This window comes from Patescibacteria group bacterium, from assembly GCA_041645165.1.
Lineage (GTDB): Bacteria > Patescibacteriota > Patescibacteriia > 2-02-FULL-49-11 > 2-02-FULL-49-11 > 2-02-FULL-49-11.
This window is the reverse complement of sequence record JBAZQN010000002.1, coordinates 43,213-61,703: the sequence shown is the minus strand read 5'-3', so window position 1 is coordinate 61,703 and position 18,491 is coordinate 43,213. Positions and strand designations below refer to the sequence as shown.

Below are 18,491 nucleotides of genomic sequence, written 5' to 3'. Positions count from 1 at the left end.
TGTTATAGTGCATTGCTATTCAAATTCCGATTTTCAACGTCATTCCCGCCCCGTATCGCGGTACGGGGTAAACTCCAGCGAGAAACCAAAAGAAAACACCGATTTGTTGTTTGTTTTTTGTCTGGATTCCTGATCTCGGTCAGGAATGACATTATCAGAATTAGGTTAGCAATCTAGTATACTTACATTAAAGCAATGCCTACCATTTCTAAACGCGCAAATGAGATGATCGCATCTCCTATCCGCAAGTACCTTCCCGCGGCGCAGGCTGCCACGAAGCGCGGCGTCAAAGTGTATGCGCTCAATATTGGCCAGCCGGATTTATTGGCTCCTACTGCGTTTTGGAAAGAGGTTTCCAAATGGCGCAAGGGCGTGCTTGCCTATGCGCCATCCACGGGTCTTGCCGAAGCACAAGAGGCGTGGTCCACCTACTTCCAGCGTCGCGGATTGCCTCTTGCCCCCAAGGATGTCCTTATCACCACTGGCGGGAGCGAAGCGATTTTCTTTTCCATGGCGATAACCTGCGATCCCGGCGATGAGATTATCGTATTTGAACCTCTCTACTCGAGCTATAAAAGCTATGCGGGGGCACTTAATATCAAGCTCGTGCCTGTGACGCTTTCTTCTGATAACGGGTATCATCTTCCTTCGCGGAAAGTGATTGAAAAGGCAGTGACGAAACGGACAAGAGCAATGGTGGTGATTAATCCGAATAATCCCACTGGCGCAGTATTCACCCGCAAGGAACTGGCGCGGGTCGCGGCGGTCGCAAAAAAATATCACTTATGGATCATTGCGGATGAAACCTACCGCGACTTGGTGTTTGTGGGAAAGAAAACAGTGAGTATTTACGAAATTCCAGGTGCGGCGCCTTATGTCATCCTCACGGACAGCGCATCGAAACGCATGAACCTGTGCGGCGCGCGTGTCGGCTGTCTCGCAAGCACGAGTCCGGACGTGATGGCGAATGCCTTAAAGCTTGCGCAGGCAAGACTCTCTTCGCCCACCATTGAGCAGATTGCGGTGAATCCACTCCTCACGGGTTCTCAAAAATACCTTGATGATATCCGCAATGAGTACCGTCGCAGGCGCGATGCGGTGTACGGGGCATTGCGCAAAATGCAGGGCGTGAAAGTACACCAGCCAGAAGGAGCCTTTTACCTCATGGCCACTCTTCCCGTGAAGAACAGCGAGGACTTCGTGAAATTCATGCTGGGGGAATTTCAGCATGAGGGCAAGACGGTGTTTGTAACGCCGGGAGAGGACTTTTATTCCACCCCGGGAAAGGGAAGGAACGAGGTGCGGATCGCGTATGTGCTTAAGGTAAAAGATTTGGAGATAGCGATGGCAGTGTTGGAGAAGGGTTTGCAGGCATTTCTGGCGAATGCAAAATCAAAAAATTAAAAATCAAAATGAAGGTATTTCGTCCCGCTTCGCGGGACTCCATCATTTTGATGTTTGTCCCGCACCTTATCATTGGTTTCAATGGTATGCGGAATCCCGCTTCTGCGGTGACATTTTGAATTTTGAATTAATATTTTATGGCCAATCTATTTAATCAAGCACTCACACAATTAAAGAAGGCGGCAAGCCTTGGGGTTGTTGACCCCAAGGCGCTTGAGGCGCTCACGTACCCTGAGCGCACGCTCAATTTCACGATTCCGGTGCGCATGGATGACGGCGCCACAAGATTTTTTGAGGGGTATCGGGTGCAGCACTCGAGCCTTAGGGGCCCTTATAAGGGCGGTATCAGGTATGCGCCCGTGGTGAGCGAGAACGAGGTGAAGGCGCTTGCGTTTTGGATGACCATGAAGTGCGCGATCGCGGATATTCCCTATGGAGGAGCGAAAGGCGGCGTGAAAGTGGATCCTAAACAATTATCCGAAGGAGAGCTTGAGCGCCTCACGCGCGGATTTACGCGCGCGCTGTACCGGTTTATCGGCCCTTGGCAGGATGTGCCTGCGCCTGATGTGAATACCAACGCAAAAATAATGGCATGGATGTTGGACGAGTATGAACTCTTGACGGGAGAGCACGCGCCTGCGGTGGTTACGGGCAAACCCATCCCTTTGGGAGGAAGCCAAGGCAGAGAGTCGGCCACCGGCGAAGGCGGCGCGATAGTGCTTGATCAGTATGTGAGAGATAAGGGAATGGACCCGAAGAAAACGACTGTGGCGGTGCAAGGATTCGGCAATGTAGGGTATGCAATGGCGAAAGCGTTGCACGCGCGCGGGTATAAAATTGTAGGAATCGCTGATTCCCGGAACGGAATCTGCGATAACAATGGGAAAGGGAAAGAACCGGGCATGGACCCTTTCCACATACTCCAGGAAAAGCAGGAAAAAGGAATGATCTCTGGATGCTACTGCAAAGGATCAGTCTGCGATTGCGTGCATTATAAGAAGATTTCTCCCGAACAAATCCTTACTATGGATGTGGATATTGTCGTGCCCGCGGCGGTTGAAAATGTCATCACTGAAAAAAATGCGAAAAAAATTAAGGCAAAGATTGTATGCGAAATGGCCAACGGCCCCACTACGCCGGAGGCAGATACCATTTTAGAACGGCGCGGCATTATGGTGCTGCCGGATGTGCTTGCAAATATGGGGGGAGTCACAGTTTCCTATTTTGAGTGGGCGCAAAACATACAAGGAGTGAGCTGGAGCGCGGCAGAAGTGGGAGCCCGATTGAAGGAAAAAATGCTCTCATCCTACCGCGTGGTGCGGGATATCGCCCGCGAGCGGAAGGTGACCTACCGCACCGCGGCCTACCTTTTGGCGCTCGCGCGGTTAGAGGCGGCCATGCGCGCAAAGGGGGTAATCAAGTAGCCATATTTAATTTCCGCGTTATTCCGCGATTAAGGTCCCGCGAAGCGGGATAACATTCTGCGTAAGTCCGCGATTATGCCGAAGGCTTAATCTTTCCTTGTCATTATTGGAAGCAAGCGCCTCTTCATCACCATTCATAAGAGCCGCACATTCCAGATATACCCCCTTGCTATCTTATTTCTGAAAATTCGGTATAATGCGCCGTAGCGAAACAGCAAAGAAATGAAGGTAGTATACGGGATCATAAGCTTTCAGCCGACGCAGCCAGAGGCTGCTCTGGCGAAGTCTGCTCGGCGTATCCTGCCGTCGTAGCCAAAGGCTACTTTAGCGGAGTCGGCTACTACGGAATCGAAATTAGTTTCGCGGAGGAGTAAAACATGTCATTTTCAGTTGTTATCTATCACTAAGTTTAGATATCAACCAGTTATGTGATATATATTTCAGAGGGGAATAAGCGGAGTTTTTTCCGCTTAGCGCCGAAAATGATTTATTTTGTATGGAACGACGAGAACAAGAGATACCAACCGATGAACAAAACAAACAAGAAAAGCTTCATCCGAATAGGCGGGGATTCCTAGAAACTTTTGCTAAAGCTGCCTTCTTTGCTGGTACACCAAAGGTGGTAAAAGGGGCAGTTGAAATACTGCAATCGCAAGAATCTAAAGAAGCTGTAGAAAAACGTATACTCGAGCGTATGAAGGAATGGTTTGAACAAGTCGCAACTCTTATGGAAAAGTATGGTGACGGATGGAAAGGAGTTAATTATGAAGGGTTTGACTTTGAATATATGCGAAACCCAAGCAATGTAGGAAAAGAAATTAATTATAATTTGGATACATTCCGTTTCAAAACCGATGAAGATAATGTTCACTACAATGTTAATTTTAACCAGGGAGGTCCACAAATTTTTGGACTTGCGAGTGCTCTAAAACAACCTGACAGTTCATTTACTCTTAAGACTTATCAAGAGTTGAATCAAGAGTTGGGCAAGATGGGATACATACCGAAAAAAGGAGAATCAAGGTATCTCAAGGAACTTTCATTGGCTGACGTGGAGCAATTCATGAATAAATTACCGAATCAAGAACAAATTCAGGCAGGACTTCAAGAGAAGGAAAAAGCAAAGAAATGGAAAGAAGAGCAAAAGCGTTTACAAAAAGAGAAGGATAAAGAATACCTACGACAGTTACAACCTCGCATTGACTCACTCGTCTCAAGCGGAAAATTCAAGAAGTTAAAATTCGGACATGAAGCGCAGGTATCTTACGGGAATGTAAGCTATAGACTATTCTATAGAGGCGATGCGTTATTCATTGAACCGGCAGAGAAAAAACAAGAAGAAGAATCATTATTCAGAACTGGCTCATCTATTGCCGATCTATCATTCGAGCGTGGAGAAATTAAGGATTATAGTAACGGTCTATATAAACAAATAATCGAAGCGTTGGGGAAGTAAAACACGGTACTCGTTACATTATGATAAAATACTAAGGTGTTTTGGCGTCTTCCGCATTCACCTCATTAATTCCCCCTTGCGGAAGAAATCAGGCTAGAAATTTTATTTAAGATAGGAATATAAAACAACTCACAAATGAAAAAAAGATACCCACTTACAAAAAAAGAACGCGATCCAAAATATACCCAACAACAAGAATGGGCTGTTAGGAGTTTGAGCGGCCTGCCCGAAGAAACAGTTGTCGTTATAACAGGAGCTCAAGGAGCCCTAGCCCAAGAGTATTTGAAAACTTTTTCTGACATCGCACAAGACAAAAAGAGAGTAATCGGCCTACATAGGAGAGATCTAACTGGCGAGAAACTCGTTTCAGAGGACGACGTAACTTATTTAGAAGTTGACTTCAATAACAAAGGAAGTTTAGAGAAAGCTCTATCTGAAATGCACCTTAATGAATACAAAAGGATTATTGTTATTCATACTGTTGGCAAATTTAAACCCGAGCTAGATGGGAAACCCGAGATTGACAACGACGGAGATGGAATAGACGATGAGGTGAGAGAATCAAATGTTGAACTTACAAAAAGGATTATAGAAACGATTGATGAAAAAATGACAGAGTTGCGAAAACAAGGCAAACAACTATCATGTGAATTTGTTGCTTTTGGTTCAATTGTTGAAAATGAATATGAAAAACACCCTTCGGAGTTACAACATTTACGCTCTTTTTGTATTGCCAAGCGAGAAATGGAGAAATACCTCCGCGAGGTAAACGAACAAAAACCGTATATTCAGACGACAGTATTTAGGCTGCCAACGCTAGATACCGAGCAAGAACGTGGGTTACGTCCCTACGCAGAGCATACAAAAGACTGGCTTGAGCCAAAAATTATCACTTCCCACACTTTACCAGAAATAATCTCACGAAGTAATAGAAGGATTGAAAAAGATGAATGGGAAGATGCTGAATATCTTGAAGTTGACGTATACCCACGACTACATTTAACCGACGAGCAAAAACAAGAGTACATTAGAGAGCATCTTAACAGGTGGCAAAGGGAAACTGGATACGAAGCAGAAAGAGAGCGGGAGGTTACTTTACCTGAATTAAAGATTATGAAAAAATAAAAATAAAATTTGTTTTTATTCAAAAAAATATATAAAATTTACATCACATAACAGCGTGTATGCGGCTACAGTCTACCGCCCGCTCTTCGTTCCGTTTCGCGTAAACTTAAAGGATACTCGCCACTTCGCTCACTTTCATTTAAGCCGAGCCCGCGGTTTGTCTTCGTGGAACTTCGCATATCCCGCGCACATTAAGCGCTATTGCTGCTCGTTCACTCATAACTCCCCTCACCCCTCTTATCTTAAGAGGGGCTCTAGAGAGACACAGTGGGTCTTTCTGAGGGTGCGGAGCCTGCGAGTCGATGACCCCCACACAAATGTCTGAAGAACCTAAAAATAACCAAAACTATTATGAAACTGGGAATCATCATCAGCCAAACAAATCCGGAGACCGTGTGGAACGCTTTTCGTTTGGCAAATTTCGCTCTTCAAGAGGGCGATGAGGTTAAAATTTTTCTTGTGGGAGAAGGGGTGGAGTATGAAAAAGCAAGTTCCGAAAAGTTCAATATTCAAGCACAAGCGGCGGATTTTTTAAAGTCAGACAAGGCGCACATTATGGCGTGCGGCACTTGTTTAAAATTGAGGGACCAGGAAGCGACCACTACCTGCCCCATGAGTAGTATGAAAGATTTATACGCCATAGTGCAAGAATGCGATAAAGTATTAACCTTCTAATTATGAAAAAATTGCCTTCACTTGCAATTTTGATCTTTATTTTCAACCTCGCTCTTCCAATGCCCTCACTTGCCCAAGGTATGATGGGTTTCAATAACACCGCGGCGCAAAGTGATGATGGACATACCGCGCGCGAAGAAGCCGAGGGAAAAGCGATTTGGGAAAAGTTTCAAGCAAGAGAGTCGAATTGCGCAGATCTAACCGATGAAAATTTTGGAGCCCTTGGCGAATATTTTATGGGACAGATGGCCGGTGATTCCCATGAAGCAATGAATAATATGATGATTCGGATGATGGGCGAAGAAGGCGAGGAGGCAATGCACGTTGCGATGGGCAAAAGAATGTCGGGATGTGAGCCAAACGCGGCGATCCCCCAAAATATGATGAACAGCGGCATGATGCAAATGATGATTGGCAGCGGTATGATGGGTAACTGGTCAGGCTCATCTGCGCCAAATAATGTGAATACCCCTCTGTCGATGGTGAATTTTGGTTTCGCGCCTTTTGGCTGGATTTTTATGATTCTTTTCTGGGTCTTGGTAATTGCGGGAATTATTGCTTTGGTGAAGTGGATAGCCGGCCACAATAAAGCCGAGAGCAGGAGCGGCAAGTCTGCTTTGGATATTCTCGAAGAGAGATATGCAAAAGGCGAGATAGAAAAGAAAGAATTTGAGGAGAAAAAGAAGGATTTAAAGTAAGGCGTTTTATTTAGCGCCTGATTGCGTGTCTATTGGCAGGAAACACAAAAAACAATTTATGTCCACAGGGTTTCAACACGAAGACAACTGCTGCACGGTTGACCTCAATAACGCCGATGGCAAAACCTTAAAAAGGGTTTTATTTCTCGTGTTCTTCATAAATTTAGGAATGTTTGCCGTGGAGGCGGTAAGCGGGTTCATCGCGCATTCAAACGCGCTGCTCGCTGACTCGTTGGATATGCTGGGAGACGCATTTGTATACGGAGTCAGTATCGCAGTGCTTACCAAACACCCATCCGTGCGCGCCAAAGGCTCCTTAATAAAAGGCATTATCATGTTTGTGTTAGGGCTCTTCGTGGTTGGTGAAAATATTTATAAAATCATCAATCCTATAATCCCCATTGCCGAAACTATCACCGTGGTAGGATTGCTGGCATTATCGGCAAATACCATATCTTTTGTGCTTCTCTTGAAGCACAAGGCAAAGGACTTAAATGTGAGATCGGCATGGATTTGTTCCCGCAACGATATAGTGGCAAATATTGGAGTGATTATAGCCGGCCTCTTGGTGGCGAGGTTTAACTCAATGTGGCCAGATGTCATGATTGGCTTTATCATAGCTTTTATTGTAATTCAATCATCACTGCAGATTATCAGAGAATCTTTCAGACACCGCATAGCATAGGCGTTTATAATTGAGCGTGTGATGGTGTGTATACTCAATTGCTGTTACAATTCCGTTTTCCCAATTGTCATTCCCGCGCAGGCGGGAATCTAGATAACAAAAACAAACAGAAAATCGATCGTTTTTTATGTTTTTTCTGGATCCCCGATCCCGGTCGGGGATGACGTAATCGGAATTAGGTTAGCAGCTTAGTATATTCTGCGCTCACTTTGTGTTTCCTTTAGGCATATGTTGCTACAGAGTAAATGGAGTGCCGCACAAGCCTCTCCCGCGCGCGGGCGCGTGATTGGACTTGATGAAGTGGGGCGGGGCGCATGGGCAGGGCCGCTTGTAGCCGCCGCGGTCATATGTCCTTCTCGTTTTAAGCTTGCAGGTTTAAAAGATTCAAAGCAGCTTACCCCCGAGGCGCGCGAATTTTTTGCGTACCAGCTTCAGCAGTACGCCATCGAATGGTCCTACGGCATTGTCCACCATTGGGAAATAGACGCGCTCGGGATTGTGGAAGCGAATCGGCTTGCGTTTGTGCGGGCACTGCAAGGGTTATATATCACGGCAGAGCATGTCCTTGTGGACGGGTTGCCGGTGTCGCACTTTCCTTACCCTGCCACGTTTCTCGTCCGAGGCGATGAGCGGGAAGCAGTGATTGCCGCTGCTTCCATATTCGCGAAAGTATTTCGGGATAAGCTCCTGCGCGCCGCGCATGCGCTCTACCCGCAGTTCGGGTTTTTCGACCATAAAGGATATGGCACTAAGACTCACCAAAAGGCAGTGAAGGATTTTGGGTTAACTGTTTTTCACAGAAAAAGCTTTTTGCAGAACAGCAGATGGGTGCGGTAATATCATGGTATTGCGCTGGTTCGCCAGTTTATACTTTTAGGGAGAAGGGGCAAAAGACTGGGTAGTGCGGCAAACCCGTTGGCTCTAGAGGCAGTTTGGCATTATACTGTAATGGTGAGAGTGAAATAGGACGCTGATATGCTCTATACCAAAGTACCAGGTGGCAACGAACTCCTCGATGCGGAGCGCATTCTCAAGCAAGACTTGGGAATTACCTACGGCGCAAAAGTAGGAGATTTTGGGTGCGGCGGTGGCGGATTTTTTGCGCTCCAAGCGGCCAAACTCGTGGGAGACCGCGGGGAAGTATTTGCGGTTGATATCCTCAAATCAGTGCTCAATAATGTGGCTTCGCGCGCGAGGAGCCTAGGGTTAGAGAACATTGTCACCGTCTGGTCGAACCTCGAGGTATTTGGCGCCACGAAAATCATGGATGGGAGTTTGGATTTCGGGCTGCTCACGAACGTGCTGTTCCAGAATAAGGAACCGCGCACGATCATTCGCGAAGCGGTGCGCATGCTGAAACTGGAGGGGCAGCTGCTTATTATTGATTGGAAAGAGGGGCGGTTTCCCTTAGGGCCTCTTCCTCAGGATAAGGTTTCGCCGCAGACGGTACGAGAAGTTATTGCAGAGCTTCACTTGTCAGAAACTGCGAGCTTTGACGCGGGGCCATTCCATTACGGAATTATTTTTAAAAAAAGCAGGCCGTGACCTTTATGGATATTGCCGCACTTTTTGATCCCTATCCGACACCTTTGCCCGCTTCTGCCGTGCGGATCCTTATCATCATGATTGTCGGGGGAGGCGTGGTGAGCACCGCGCTGTTTTTGGCAGCAAAATTTTCTCGGCATGACCCTCCCCTTAAACGGTTCCTCATGAAGTTCGTGCAATGGTGCGTCGTGAGCACCTGTATCGCAGCGCTCCTTCTCTTTTTTCGGCAGCAGAGAGCGTATCTCCTCTCGATGGCGGGGGTTGCCTATGGCGCGGTGCTGGGATGCGCCGCGTGGCTGGTGCGCATTGCGGTAAAAGGAGTGCGGCGATTAGCGAATGAACAGCGCGCATGGCTGGAACAGGAGGAGAGAAAAAAATATTTATAGATGTCACATCATGAGTGAACGCTCCGCTCAGGCAGCCGCGATTCTGGTTGCCCCGTCATTCGACGGGGTAAACTCCACTCGGCTGCCGAGAACAGCCTGCCCCGTACCGAACGAGCTTAAGCGAGTTCTGGTACTGGGGTCCTCACGGCGAATCGCGGCGGCCCTCGCGAGTAAATTTTAATATTATTTTTTTAATGTGATGTCTATATGACGACCGCGCTCCCACAGGTGCGGGGGAAGAAGGGGGAAGAAATTGCCGTACGCTATTTACAATCGCGCGGGTATGACATCGTCAAGAGGAATGCGCGCTACAAAGGAGGCGAAATAGATATCGTGGCGAGGGAGAAAGACGAGCTGGTATTTGTGGAGGTGAAGAGCAGGAGCACGAGGACTTTCGGATGGCCGGAGGAGGGAGTTACACAACGGAAGCGCAGACGGATGAAACTCTCGGCGGGGCTGTTCCTTTCTTCGCACAGAGAATACCAGGGATTAGCGTACCGTTTTGACATTATGGCGCTTGAGCTCGATGAGGAAGCGTCAAAGGCGCGCGTGGTGCATTATAAAAATATCGAGATGAATTGAGGGATAGCCATTTTTATATGAAGGGATGTATACCTTCCGCAGCTATTGCGGTTTTTTAGTTTTATGAGGTAAGATATGGTAATTCCTTCAAAATAGCTCATTCGCCAAAATTTAGGTATTTGTAATGATTTGGTTAATAAAACTGATATAAAAATAAACGAAAAAAGAGGTTAACCCCGTTACCTTAAGCTTAAATTTTCATGGGTATTTGTACAGAAGACCTTTTTGGTTGATTGTCATTTACTCATAACCATAAAGCATTATATTGGTAACGGGGTGAAAACAGAAAACCCTTAACGCATAAAACCGCGGATTTGCAGCTTTTATCCATCAGACTATACGCTCTCGCGTCTGCAAGGTCGGCGGATCCTGAGGTTGTTCCGCGCTAGATTAATAACCCTCTTTTCTATGTCTTTGACAATTTATTCAATACGACACAAGGTGATGGCAGCGTTGCTTATACTGTGTGCGGCGCTCATGCCTGCCACGCGTGCCTATGCGGCGACCGTGGGAGAACCAGTATTTGAAAGTCCAGAATATGGATCTCACCAATTGCCTGTAGCGCCCACGATTCAGGGCTTCACTGATGCGGGGAGCAGTATAGAGGTTCATATAGATGGACAGGCGGCAGGAGATGCCGCAGTGACCGAGAGCGGCAGCGATCGCGTGTCATTTTCATTTGTGCCGCTCGAGCCCCTCTCTCCCGGTTATCATTCTCTTGAGGCGTTTGCGTCTGATAGGGAGAGCCAAAAAAGCGGACGCCAGAGCCTTTGGTGGTTTTTCCAAGTGGCAGACCCTCTCCCCGCGCCCATCATCCGCGCGGCCACCGAACGTCCAGACGGAATCCTTATGGTTTCCGGCGTGGTCAAGAGCGGCCATAAAGTGCGGATCATGGTGGACGGCGTCGAGCGGATGAGCAGCAAATTGTGGATACACGCATCAGGAGCTAGCGGTTTCACCGTCGCGATTCCTTCCCTTGTACGCGGGATCCACACAATCATCGCGTACGCGGTGCGCGAAGACGGTCAGATAAGCGCTGCTTCTGATCCGCTTACCGTAACTATCGTAGGCGTTGCCATCACTCCCCGCGCGCCGACGCCAGTAGCGCCAAAACCGGAGGGGCCAAAGCCAGAGGCGCCGGAAAAAGAAACAATGATACGCATCGAGCCGGTGTTGCCGGTGAGCGAGACGGTGCCAGTGCTCCCAGAGCCAACCGCCGAAGCGCCAGAGGCAGTGAGGGATGAAAATGGTAATGCAGGATTGGTCACCATTGTCCCTCCGGTGGTTATATCCGCGACGTCAGTCTCCGTGGAAGAATTAGCCTTGCAGGCGTCGGCAACTGCAGACGCATCGCGTACTGGCCTTCCGCTCTTTATAGTATTAGTTATTCTGCTAATCATCGTGCTTGTATGGTATACGACCTCGCGGCGCGAAGAAGAGCAGTTCCGGGAACCGGTGCATAATCCTTTTATTGCCTCTTCTTCTCCACCGCCGTTGCCACACAAGACCTCTCCGCCGATTTCTGAATCACCGCCACACATCTCTTCTCTCACCGAGGAAGCGCCTCTCCCGCCTCCTCCTCCGCCCTCAAATTCCAGTTTGCCGTTTGATTACATGTAAAGTGTCATCTGTGTAAAGTACCAATCCCGCTAAATTCAGAGGCGGGATTTGGTTTTTAGCGTACACACGCTTGTCACTTATTTTTACAAGGTCTACACTTACCCACAGATGGCCCGTCCTCTCAACAATTTATGTGATAGGGTATCACAGACCATTTCCCCTGCGCCGGCTTTTGAGTCTTTTCTCCTCCGCCGGTTTTTGCTGTGTTTCGCCTTATTTCTCCTCTGCCTCATCCCCCGCGCCGTGTCCGCAGCCAGTCCTCTCTTTTTAGACTCCTTCGGCTCTACCTCTTCAGAATTCGTCCAGGGGTGGATCGAGGATGAACGGTATGGATGGGCGCATGTCGTGTCCCCCGGCGCCCGCCCTGAATCTCCCACGGAAGGGTTTGCAGCTCTCAAGGAAGCCTCAATTACCCGGACGGTCACTACCGTGGGTTATCAAAATATCACCCTCTCCTACTACTGGCGCGGCCTGCCCACCGCCTTCCCTGGCGATTATCTCTACGTGTACTGGCGTCCGGTAGGAGGTTCCTCATTCCTCCTCCTTGATTCCCATCCCCTATCCTCATCCTCTTCTTGGAGCGCAAGCGATACCATCTCCCTCCCTCCTGAGGCCTCGGACACCGATATTGAGCTCATGTTTTATGGCAGTTTCGATTTCACCCTCTCCCATGACTCCGAGGCGCAGGTGGATGATGTAGAGGTGTCGGGCGATTTCGTCTCCGTCGACCTCACGAGAGGCTCCCTCATGGTTCTTAAAGAGGTGCAGTCATATAGCGGTACAAACAACTATAACCCCAACGACCCGACCTCTTTTACCGTGCGGCTCCACGATGGCATCAAGGAAATTCGCCATCAGGTTTCTGAAGTGAGCTATGCGTATTTCCCTGCGCTCCTCCCCGGCACCTATACCCTCACTGAAGACACGCCCCGCTGGCACATATTCACTTCCTTTTCCTATGATGAGGACGGAAATGCCGGCAACGGCGCCCAAATCACCATCCACGAGGGCGAGTCGCTCTCTCTCACCATCACCAATATCCAGTACCCCGGCTTGATCTCCCTGGAAAAGTTTGTCTATGCCGCGGACGGCGTCACCGACATCACTGATCCCCATCCTTTCACCTTCACCCTCACCGGCACGCAAGGGCATATTATTACTAGCACCTTCACGGAAGCCAAAGGCAAGAATATCAATGTCGACCCCAACGTCACTTACACCATCACCGAATCTCCAGAGCCAGGATATGAGTATGTGGGCTGCGGGATGGACATTGAGAACTTTCCTTCGACAGTGTGCACTGCGCGGGTCTCTTCCGGGAGCTCCACCTACCGCAAGTTCAAGAATCTCAACCTTTCTTCCTCTTACTCTCTCCTTATAGGAAATCTCAACGGAAGAATCATTACCAAGGAAGGCAATCCGTGGTACGCGCCCTACACGCTCACCCTTAATGCCGGTGAAACATTCACCATAAGACCCGGGGTCATCATAAAATTTGATCCCACTGCGCAATTTCAGGTTTCAGGCCATCTCATCGTGAACGGCAACGAACAAGAACCTGTGATCCTTACCTCTGCAAAGGACGACACAGACGGCACTGATGTTACCCTTGATGGCCCTACCACCCCAACTCCAGGCGACTGGCAGGGGATGGTCCTCGCAGAATCCTCAAATTGCTCTTTTACGCTCCATAACCTTGAACTCCGCTACGCCACTACTGGCATCAATCATCAGCAGTTTACCTACTCTGCCTGTCCTCTCATCCTCCAACATCTTGCGTTCCACCATAATACAGTAGGCCTCAATACCCCGCTTCCCGTAGATATCCGCGGCAGTTCATTCTCAGGCAACAACACCGCGATTTTTCATTGGTACACTGACCAGCCCGTGGATGCCCGCGATTCCTCCTGGGGCGATAACTCCGGCCCTACTTATTCCACGAATCCTCTCGGGATTGGCGACTCGCTCATCGCCCTTACGCCCATCCTCTATGATCCTTGGGTGGGTAAGGGTAATCTCCCGATGGAGACACATGAGCCTGTAATCGTTGTACCAGGCTTGATGGGTTCCGCATGGGTACCTGGGAAAGGGTGGCAAATAGATCCTATCCTTCATGTGTACGATAACCTTTTGGCGTCCCTTACTGACATCTACGGGAGTGAAAGGGTGTATAGCTTCCCCTACAACTGGCGTGAGGACAATGCGGTCTCTGGTCATCTGCTGAAACAAAAGATTAAAGAAGTGAAGCAAGCAGCCGGCGCCATTCGTGTTGATCTCGTAGTTCATTCAATGGGCGGTCTTGTCGCCCGTTCTTACATCGAATCAGACGAGTATGCGGGAGACGTGGATCAGCTCATTATGATGGGAACGCCGAATAAGGGGTCTCCTAAGGTGTATAGCTTCTGGGAAGCATTTGAGGGGTTTGAAGAAATCTACGAACAAATTTTGAAACAATTGTTTATTTTTGAATCACTAGCGAATGGTTATACCTCACCTTTAAGGTATATACGGAATGAAGTATTGAGCATAAGCCAACTCCTCCCCAATTATTCTTACCTCATTGAGGACGATACAGGTGGGCTCCGACCATATCCTACCAATTATCCCACTAATCCATTCCTCGATACCCTTAATACTTCTAGCCTTCTCTCCCGTCTCTATCAGCGCATCCAGGTTTCAACTATCACGAACGATGCACTTTCCACTCTTGCACAGATTAAAGTAGGAGCGCCAGAGCAGGATAAATGGGAACATGGAGTGTGGACGAAGAAGATCATTGGTAGTGGCGATGAAACAGTTCCAATCGAAAGTGCTCTCACTCCCTCCACTGATCCGAACTTCTCATCAATAGGTACTCTTAATGTCTATGAAACTCACCTCCACCTCCCTACTGCTTCCATCGTCAAAGTGATCAGAACCCTCACAGGTAGGGTTTATAATCTTAATAATCTTAGTCCTGTACATAAGAAGGTGCTTCTCGTTTCTCTCCACTCGCCTGCAGACATGGTAATTACCGACCAATACGGCAATCGCGTGGGCACTGATCCTTCCACAGGGCTCCCTCTCACCGAAATTGAGGATAGCTATACCACAGGCCCTGATGATGCCCCGGAATTCATTACTATCCCCAATCCTGAAGACACTGAATACAAAATCACCCTCACCGGCACAGGCAGCGGGGGAGAGGTGACGATGGAAGCAATCCTTATCGATGAGGGCCTCACCAGTCCCGATCCCCTCATTGATCCCGAACCTCCCACTGCCACTACCACACTCACCATCGCCCCGGGAGAAACCAAGGAATTTAAGGTATACCTCGATGAGATCACGTCAGAAGAGCCCATAGTAATCCTTCCCGCAGACACTAAACCTCCTGTGATCACCATCACAAGCCCTCTCCCTGATACGGTCTATGAACACCACCAGATCATTACTTTATCTTCCACCCTCACCGATGCATCTCCCGTCATTTACGCCACCACCACGGTAGATGATGCCATTAAGGGTGTTTTCACCTCACCAACCAACGAACTCATCGCTCAAAACTCACTCGATCTTCCAACTCTCCACCTTGGTACACACATGTTCACCGTGGAAGGACAGGATTCTCTCTATAACACAATCTCAACCTCTACTTTGTTCTCCATTATCTCCACCCCTTCCAGTATCCTCAAGATGTTTGACTATGGTATCATCCATGGCTGGTTCCCCGACCCAAGGGTCGTCACCACTCTCCGTAATCTCATTGATAAGCTCACTCCTATAGTCAATAACCCGCCGCCACTTACTCCCATTCTTAGGATAAAAGCGCTCTCGTTCATTGATGCCGCATTAAGGGCTCTTAATACCCTTTATCAGCTCCACAAGATCACTCCAGAGGGGTATGGTATACTGAGGGAAGATTTAATTTATGTAAAAAATCATCTATGAAAAATCAGATTACACAAGTAAAAAGTCACTCTATTTTAAGTGGATATATATTAACACTAATTCTTAGTTATCTTCTTATTCCTTTAGTACGTTCATGGTTTATAGCTTTACGTCCTGATTATGTGAGCGGCAATGTGGCATCAGTTGGTCTTGGGCGCGGCACCCTTGACGGGTTTGTACTATCTTATTCGTTTTTATTACCCATTTTGCTTTCATTAATGGTCGTACCGTGGCGAAAAGTATTAATGCCCACTTTTTGGGGAATCCTACCAATTCTTTTATTAAATCTATCAACGGAGGTTTATTGGTATTTTCTCCTAGTTTTATCTTTAACCCTTTTCGGTTTCCTCTTAGGTCTAGGAATTCGGAAACTTTATGAGAAGCTGGCGCCGGTGAAACAGACGCCTCCGTCTCCATAACTTATCTGGCTTATCGAGAAACGGCTATTGTGCTGGTTAATAGCCGTTTTTTGATTTTGTTTTAATTATACGATATTACTCACCATTGGTTCCCTAATGCCAAGGTGGCTCAAGGTATTATCACAATCATCAAAACTCTCACCCCTCTCGTGTCAGACCCGCCTCGTCCGCTCCCTTCCAAGATTAAAGCCAAAGCCATCACTATCATTGATGCCGCACTGAAGGCACTTGATGTGCTCTACAAACTTCACCAGATCACTCCAGAGGGGTATGGTATACTGAAAGAAGATTTATTATATGTGAGAGGACACTTACCATAAATCTATGACTCAATTACAAAAAAACACACTCTTATCGTTTATATTGGCGGTAGGAATGGGAATTATATTTAGCGAGAGGATAGGAAAAATTTATATACTAATAACAAAAGCGAAATCAGATAGTCTTTTTATTGTTGGTGGTGCTGGGCCAACTGATGGTCTAGTATTAGTGTATAGTTTTGTTTTGGGCTTTTTGCTTCAATTATTCGATAATGGCGTCCGTAGTGCAAAGATTACCCTTTTAGGTATAAGCCCTATTATATTAATATTACTAATCGCCGGGGATTATAAGTACTTTTTTTCAATCATTGCTATAGCCGTTATTGGATCTATTATAGGATTCGGAATACGCAAGTGCTACGAAAAGCTGGTGCCGGTGAAACAGGCGCCTCCGTCCTCATGACATCTTTTATCCCTTGAGAAACGGCTATTTACCTGGTTATTAGCCGTTTTTGGTTTGGCGCAGTGCGTGCGGGAGTCCTATGCCTATATGGCCGAAATGCTGCATTTCGGCCATTCTTTTAGTCGAGATAATACGTTCAGTAGCCCTCGTATCCATGTGGCTCATTTGCTGCAAATGTGCCACATTTTTCTATCTGTCAGTCTTGACGCGCAAGGCACTTTTGCCTATACTTTTACTGTATGGGACGCTCACGAGAGTGCCCCTTTTTTACAAAGCCCGCCTAAGTTTTGCGCGGGTGCCCCAATCAAGGTCAAAAGATATTAAAGTGTCTTATTCCATTATTACTTTTTTGCATTTCGGTGCAAAATTTAGGCGGGTATGAAATCAGAATTAGCCACTGCCATAAAACAATTATGCGATGAGAAAAATATCCCCATGGCCGCCGTCATAGAGACCATTGAAGCGGCGCTTGCGGCGGCATACCGCAAAGATTATGGAGAGAAGAATCAGAATATTCGCGTGACGTTCGATCCGGTGACCGGCGCGACTGACATTTATGATGTCAAAGAAGTGGTGGAAGACGAGTTCGTGGCAAAAGCTCAAGCAGAAGCGGAAGCGGCGGCCCAGGCTGCCGCGGAAAATGCTGCGCTGGGGAATATGCCTCAAGCGCCTATCGTCGCGCCCGTGGTCGCGCCTCTAGAGACAGAAGGAGAGCCGGAGCGGCGCTATAATCCCAAAACCATGTTGTCTCTCACCGAGGCAATAGCGTGGGACACAAAGGCGGCGGTGGGACAAGAAGTGCGCAAATTATTGCCGACACCTGAAGGGTACGGAAGGATGGCGGCGCAAACCGCAAAGCAAGTGATTATCCAGAAAATCCGCGAGGCAGAGCGCAGCCAGGTATTTACTGAATTTAAATCAAAGGAAGGGGAGCTGGTATCCGGCGTGGTGCAGCGGGTGGACGGGCGCGCGGTGTTTATTGACCTTGGCCGCATGGCGGCAGTTCTTCCTCCGAGCGAACAAGCGATGGGCGAGCGCTTGCGCTTGGGAGAGAGGGTGAAGGTATTCGTGAAGGAAGTGCGGGAGACGCCCCGGGGGCCGGAGATGGTAGTGTCCCGCTCGCACCCCGAGATCGTGCGCCGCCTCTTCCAGCTGGAGGTGCCTGAAGTTGCCGCAAAGACCGTGGAGATCCGGGAGGTAGCCCGCGAGGCAGGCTCCCGCACGAAAGTGGCGGTGGCGGCTACGGATCCTAATATCGATCCCATCGGTTCTTGTGTGGGGCAGCGCGGCACGCGAGTGCAGACCATCATAAACGAGTTAGGCGGAGAGAAGCTCGATATTATTGAATACAATTCAGATCCCGTGCATTTCATTATCAATGCCCTCTCGCCCGCAAAAGTCGCGCGCGTCGAGCTGGATGAGGAGCGGCATGAAGCGCGGGCGTTTGTCAAAGAAGATCAGCTCTCGCTCGCGATCGGCAAGGGCGGGCAGAACGTGCGCTTGGCAGGCAGACTCACCGGATGGCGGATCGACATTCTGCAGGAAGGGATTGAGATCGAAGGGCCGGTCGCCTCTTCAGAAATGGAAGCGCAAATAGAGGAAGGAGGAAGTGATGAAACACCCGTTGCAGAGGCCGACGGCCAGAAGGAGGTGAAGTGAGCGCAAAAAAAATCAAAATTTGTACTATAAATGTATTAAGTATTTACCTGGCTATGTCATAGCTTCGCTAGATCTGGCGCAGCCAGACCAGATCTCGTCGTAGCTACGCAAGATCCCGCGTAGCGGGACGTAGCGAGAGAATTTAGAAATTAATCAAGGA

General features: G+C 48.3%; 18 protein-coding genes. 17 read left to right on the top strand and 1 reads right to left on the bottom strand.

The window, feature by feature from the left end; all coding sequences use genetic code 11:
- Nucleotides 1-195 precede the first annotated feature (195 nt).
- The 16 genes from WC659_01110 (at nt 196) to WC659_01035 (ending at nt 16,672) form a co-directional block, all read left to right on the top strand.
- Nucleotides 196-1,404, top strand: a complete 1,209-nt coding sequence (locus tag WC659_01110; GenBank protein ID MFA4872518.1) for a pyridoxal phosphate-dependent aminotransferase — start codon at nt 196-198, stop codon at nt 1,402-1,404.
- Between the two features lie 137 nt (nt 1,405-1,541).
- Nucleotides 1,542-2,828 carry a Glu/Leu/Phe/Val dehydrogenase gene (locus WC659_01105; protein MFA4872517.1) on the top strand — a complete coding sequence of 429 codons (1,287 nt, stop codon included), beginning with the start codon at nt 1,542-1,544 and terminating at the stop codon, nt 2,826-2,828.
- Nucleotides 2,829-3,324: 496 nt separating this feature from the next.
- A complete protein-coding gene (locus tag WC659_01100; protein ID MFA4872516.1) occupies nt 3,325-4,284 on the top strand; it encodes a hypothetical protein in 960 nt (319 codons plus the stop codon).
- Between the two features lie 135 nt (nt 4,285-4,419).
- Nucleotides 4,420-5,409: a hypothetical protein gene (locus tag WC659_01095; protein ID MFA4872515.1), complete on the top strand. Its 990-nt coding sequence runs from the start codon at nt 4,420-4,422 to the stop codon at nt 5,407-5,409.
- 351 nt (nt 5,410-5,760) lie between these two features.
- Nucleotides 5,761-6,084: a DsrE family protein gene (locus WC659_01090; GenBank protein MFA4872514.1), complete on the top strand. Its 324-nt coding sequence runs from the start codon at nt 5,761-5,763 to the stop codon at nt 6,082-6,084.
- Nucleotides 6,085-6,086: 2 nt separating this feature from the next.
- Nucleotides 6,087-6,782: an SHOCT domain-containing protein gene (locus WC659_01085; GenBank protein ID MFA4872513.1), complete on the top strand. Its 696-nt coding sequence runs from the start codon at nt 6,087-6,089 to the stop codon at nt 6,780-6,782.
- Between the two features lie 58 nt (nt 6,783-6,840).
- Nucleotides 6,841-7,467 carry a cation diffusion facilitator family transporter gene (locus tag WC659_01080; GenBank protein MFA4872512.1) on the top strand — a complete coding sequence of 209 codons (627 nt, stop codon included), beginning with the start codon at nt 6,841-6,843 and terminating at the stop codon, nt 7,465-7,467.
- 228 nt (nt 7,468-7,695) lie between these two features.
- The gene (locus WC659_01075; protein MFA4872511.1) at nt 7,696-8,304 is read left to right on the top strand and encodes a ribonuclease HII; all 609 of its coding nucleotides are present in this window, start codon (nt 7,696-7,698) and stop codon (nt 8,302-8,304) included.
- Between the two features lie 138 nt (nt 8,305-8,442).
- Entirely contained in the window at nt 8,443-9,012 is a 570-nt protein-coding gene (locus WC659_01070) for a methyltransferase domain-containing protein (GenBank protein ID MFA4872510.1), read from the top strand.
- A gap of 5 nt (nt 9,013-9,017) precedes the next feature.
- The gene (locus WC659_01065) at nt 9,018-9,398 is read left to right on the top strand and encodes a hypothetical protein (GenBank protein ID MFA4872509.1); all 381 of its coding nucleotides are present in this window, start codon (nt 9,018-9,020) and stop codon (nt 9,396-9,398) included.
- Nucleotides 9,399-9,605: 207 nt separating this feature from the next.
- The gene (locus tag WC659_01060; protein MFA4872508.1) at nt 9,606-9,980 is read left to right on the top strand and encodes a YraN family protein; all 375 of its coding nucleotides are present in this window, start codon (nt 9,606-9,608) and stop codon (nt 9,978-9,980) included.
- Nucleotides 9,981-10,388: 408 nt separating this feature from the next.
- Nucleotides 10,389-11,600 (top strand): hypothetical protein, encoded by a 1,212-nt coding sequence (locus WC659_01055; protein MFA4872507.1) that lies wholly within the window; start codon nt 10,389-10,391, stop codon nt 11,598-11,600.
- Nucleotides 11,601-11,798: 198 nt separating this feature from the next.
- Nucleotides 11,799-15,530, top strand: coding sequence for a hypothetical protein (locus WC659_01050; protein ID MFA4872506.1), 3,732 nt, complete (start codon nt 11,799-11,801; stop codon nt 15,528-15,530).
- A complete protein-coding gene (locus tag WC659_01045) occupies nt 15,527-15,949 on the top strand; it encodes a hypothetical protein (GenBank protein MFA4872505.1) in 423 nt (140 codons plus the stop codon). The genes WC659_01050 and WC659_01045 overlap by 4 nt, the downstream gene beginning before the upstream one ends.
- 149 nt (nt 15,950-16,098) lie before the next feature.
- Nucleotides 16,099-16,269 (top strand): hypothetical protein, encoded by a 171-nt coding sequence (locus WC659_01040; GenBank protein MFA4872504.1) that lies wholly within the window; start codon nt 16,099-16,101, stop codon nt 16,267-16,269.
- A gap of 4 nt (nt 16,270-16,273) precedes the next feature.
- Nucleotides 16,274-16,672 carry a hypothetical protein gene (locus WC659_01035; protein ID MFA4872503.1) on the top strand — a complete coding sequence of 133 codons (399 nt, stop codon included), beginning with the start codon at nt 16,274-16,276 and terminating at the stop codon, nt 16,670-16,672.
- A 39-nt stretch (nt 16,673-16,711) separates the two neighbouring features.
- On the opposite strand, the gene WC659_01030 is transcribed toward WC659_01035, so the two are convergent.
- Nucleotides 16,712-16,855 carry a hypothetical protein gene (locus WC659_01030; protein MFA4872502.1) on the bottom strand — a complete coding sequence of 48 codons (144 nt, stop codon included), beginning with the start codon at nt 16,853-16,855 and terminating at the stop codon, nt 16,712-16,714.
- 195 nt (nt 16,856-17,050) lie between these two features.
- On the opposite strand from WC659_01030, the gene nusA reads away from it, so the two are divergent.
- The gene (gene nusA / locus WC659_01025) at nt 17,051-18,331 is read left to right on the top strand and encodes a transcription termination factor NusA (GenBank protein MFA4872501.1); all 1,281 of its coding nucleotides are present in this window, start codon (nt 17,051-17,053) and stop codon (nt 18,329-18,331) included.
- The last annotated feature ends 160 nt before the right edge of the window (nt 18,332-18,491 follow it).

Bases quoted from the DNA above. Each gene is read 5' to 3' on its own strand.
- WC659_01110 (MFA4872518.1), top strand. From the start codon at position 196: ATGCCTACCATTTCTAAACGCGCAAATGAGATGATCGCATCTCCTATC.
- WC659_01105 (MFA4872517.1), top strand. From the start codon at position 1,542: ATGGCCAATCTATTTAATCAAGCACTCACACAATTAAAGAAGGCGGCA.
- WC659_01100 (MFA4872516.1), top strand. From the start codon at position 3,325: ATGGAACGACGAGAACAAGAGATACCAACCGATGAACAAAACAAACAA.
- WC659_01095 (MFA4872515.1), top strand. From the start codon at position 4,420: ATGAAAAAAAGATACCCACTTACAAAAAAAGAACGCGATCCAAAATAT.
- WC659_01090 (MFA4872514.1), top strand. From the start codon at position 5,761: ATGAAACTGGGAATCATCATCAGCCAAACAAATCCGGAGACCGTGTGG.
- WC659_01085 (MFA4872513.1), top strand. From the start codon at position 6,087: ATGAAAAAATTGCCTTCACTTGCAATTTTGATCTTTATTTTCAACCTC.
- WC659_01080 (MFA4872512.1), top strand. From the start codon at position 6,841: ATGTCCACAGGGTTTCAACACGAAGACAACTGCTGCACGGTTGACCTC.
- WC659_01075 (MFA4872511.1), top strand. From the start codon at position 7,696: ATGTTGCTACAGAGTAAATGGAGTGCCGCACAAGCCTCTCCCGCGCGC.
- WC659_01070 (MFA4872510.1), top strand. From the start codon at position 8,443: ATGCTCTATACCAAAGTACCAGGTGGCAACGAACTCCTCGATGCGGAG.
- WC659_01065 (MFA4872509.1), top strand. From the start codon at position 9,018: ATGGATATTGCCGCACTTTTTGATCCCTATCCGACACCTTTGCCCGCT.
- WC659_01060 (MFA4872508.1), top strand. From the start codon at position 9,606: ATGACGACCGCGCTCCCACAGGTGCGGGGGAAGAAGGGGGAAGAAATT.
- WC659_01055 (MFA4872507.1), top strand. From the start codon at position 10,389: ATGTCTTTGACAATTTATTCAATACGACACAAGGTGATGGCAGCGTTG.
- WC659_01045 (MFA4872505.1), top strand. From the start codon at position 15,527: ATGAAAAATCAGATTACACAAGTAAAAAGTCACTCTATTTTAAGTGGA.
- WC659_01035 (MFA4872503.1), top strand. From the start codon at position 16,274: ATGACTCAATTACAAAAAAACACACTCTTATCGTTTATATTGGCGGTA.
- nusA (MFA4872501.1), top strand. From the start codon at position 17,051: ATGAAATCAGAATTAGCCACTGCCATAAAACAATTATGCGATGAGAAA.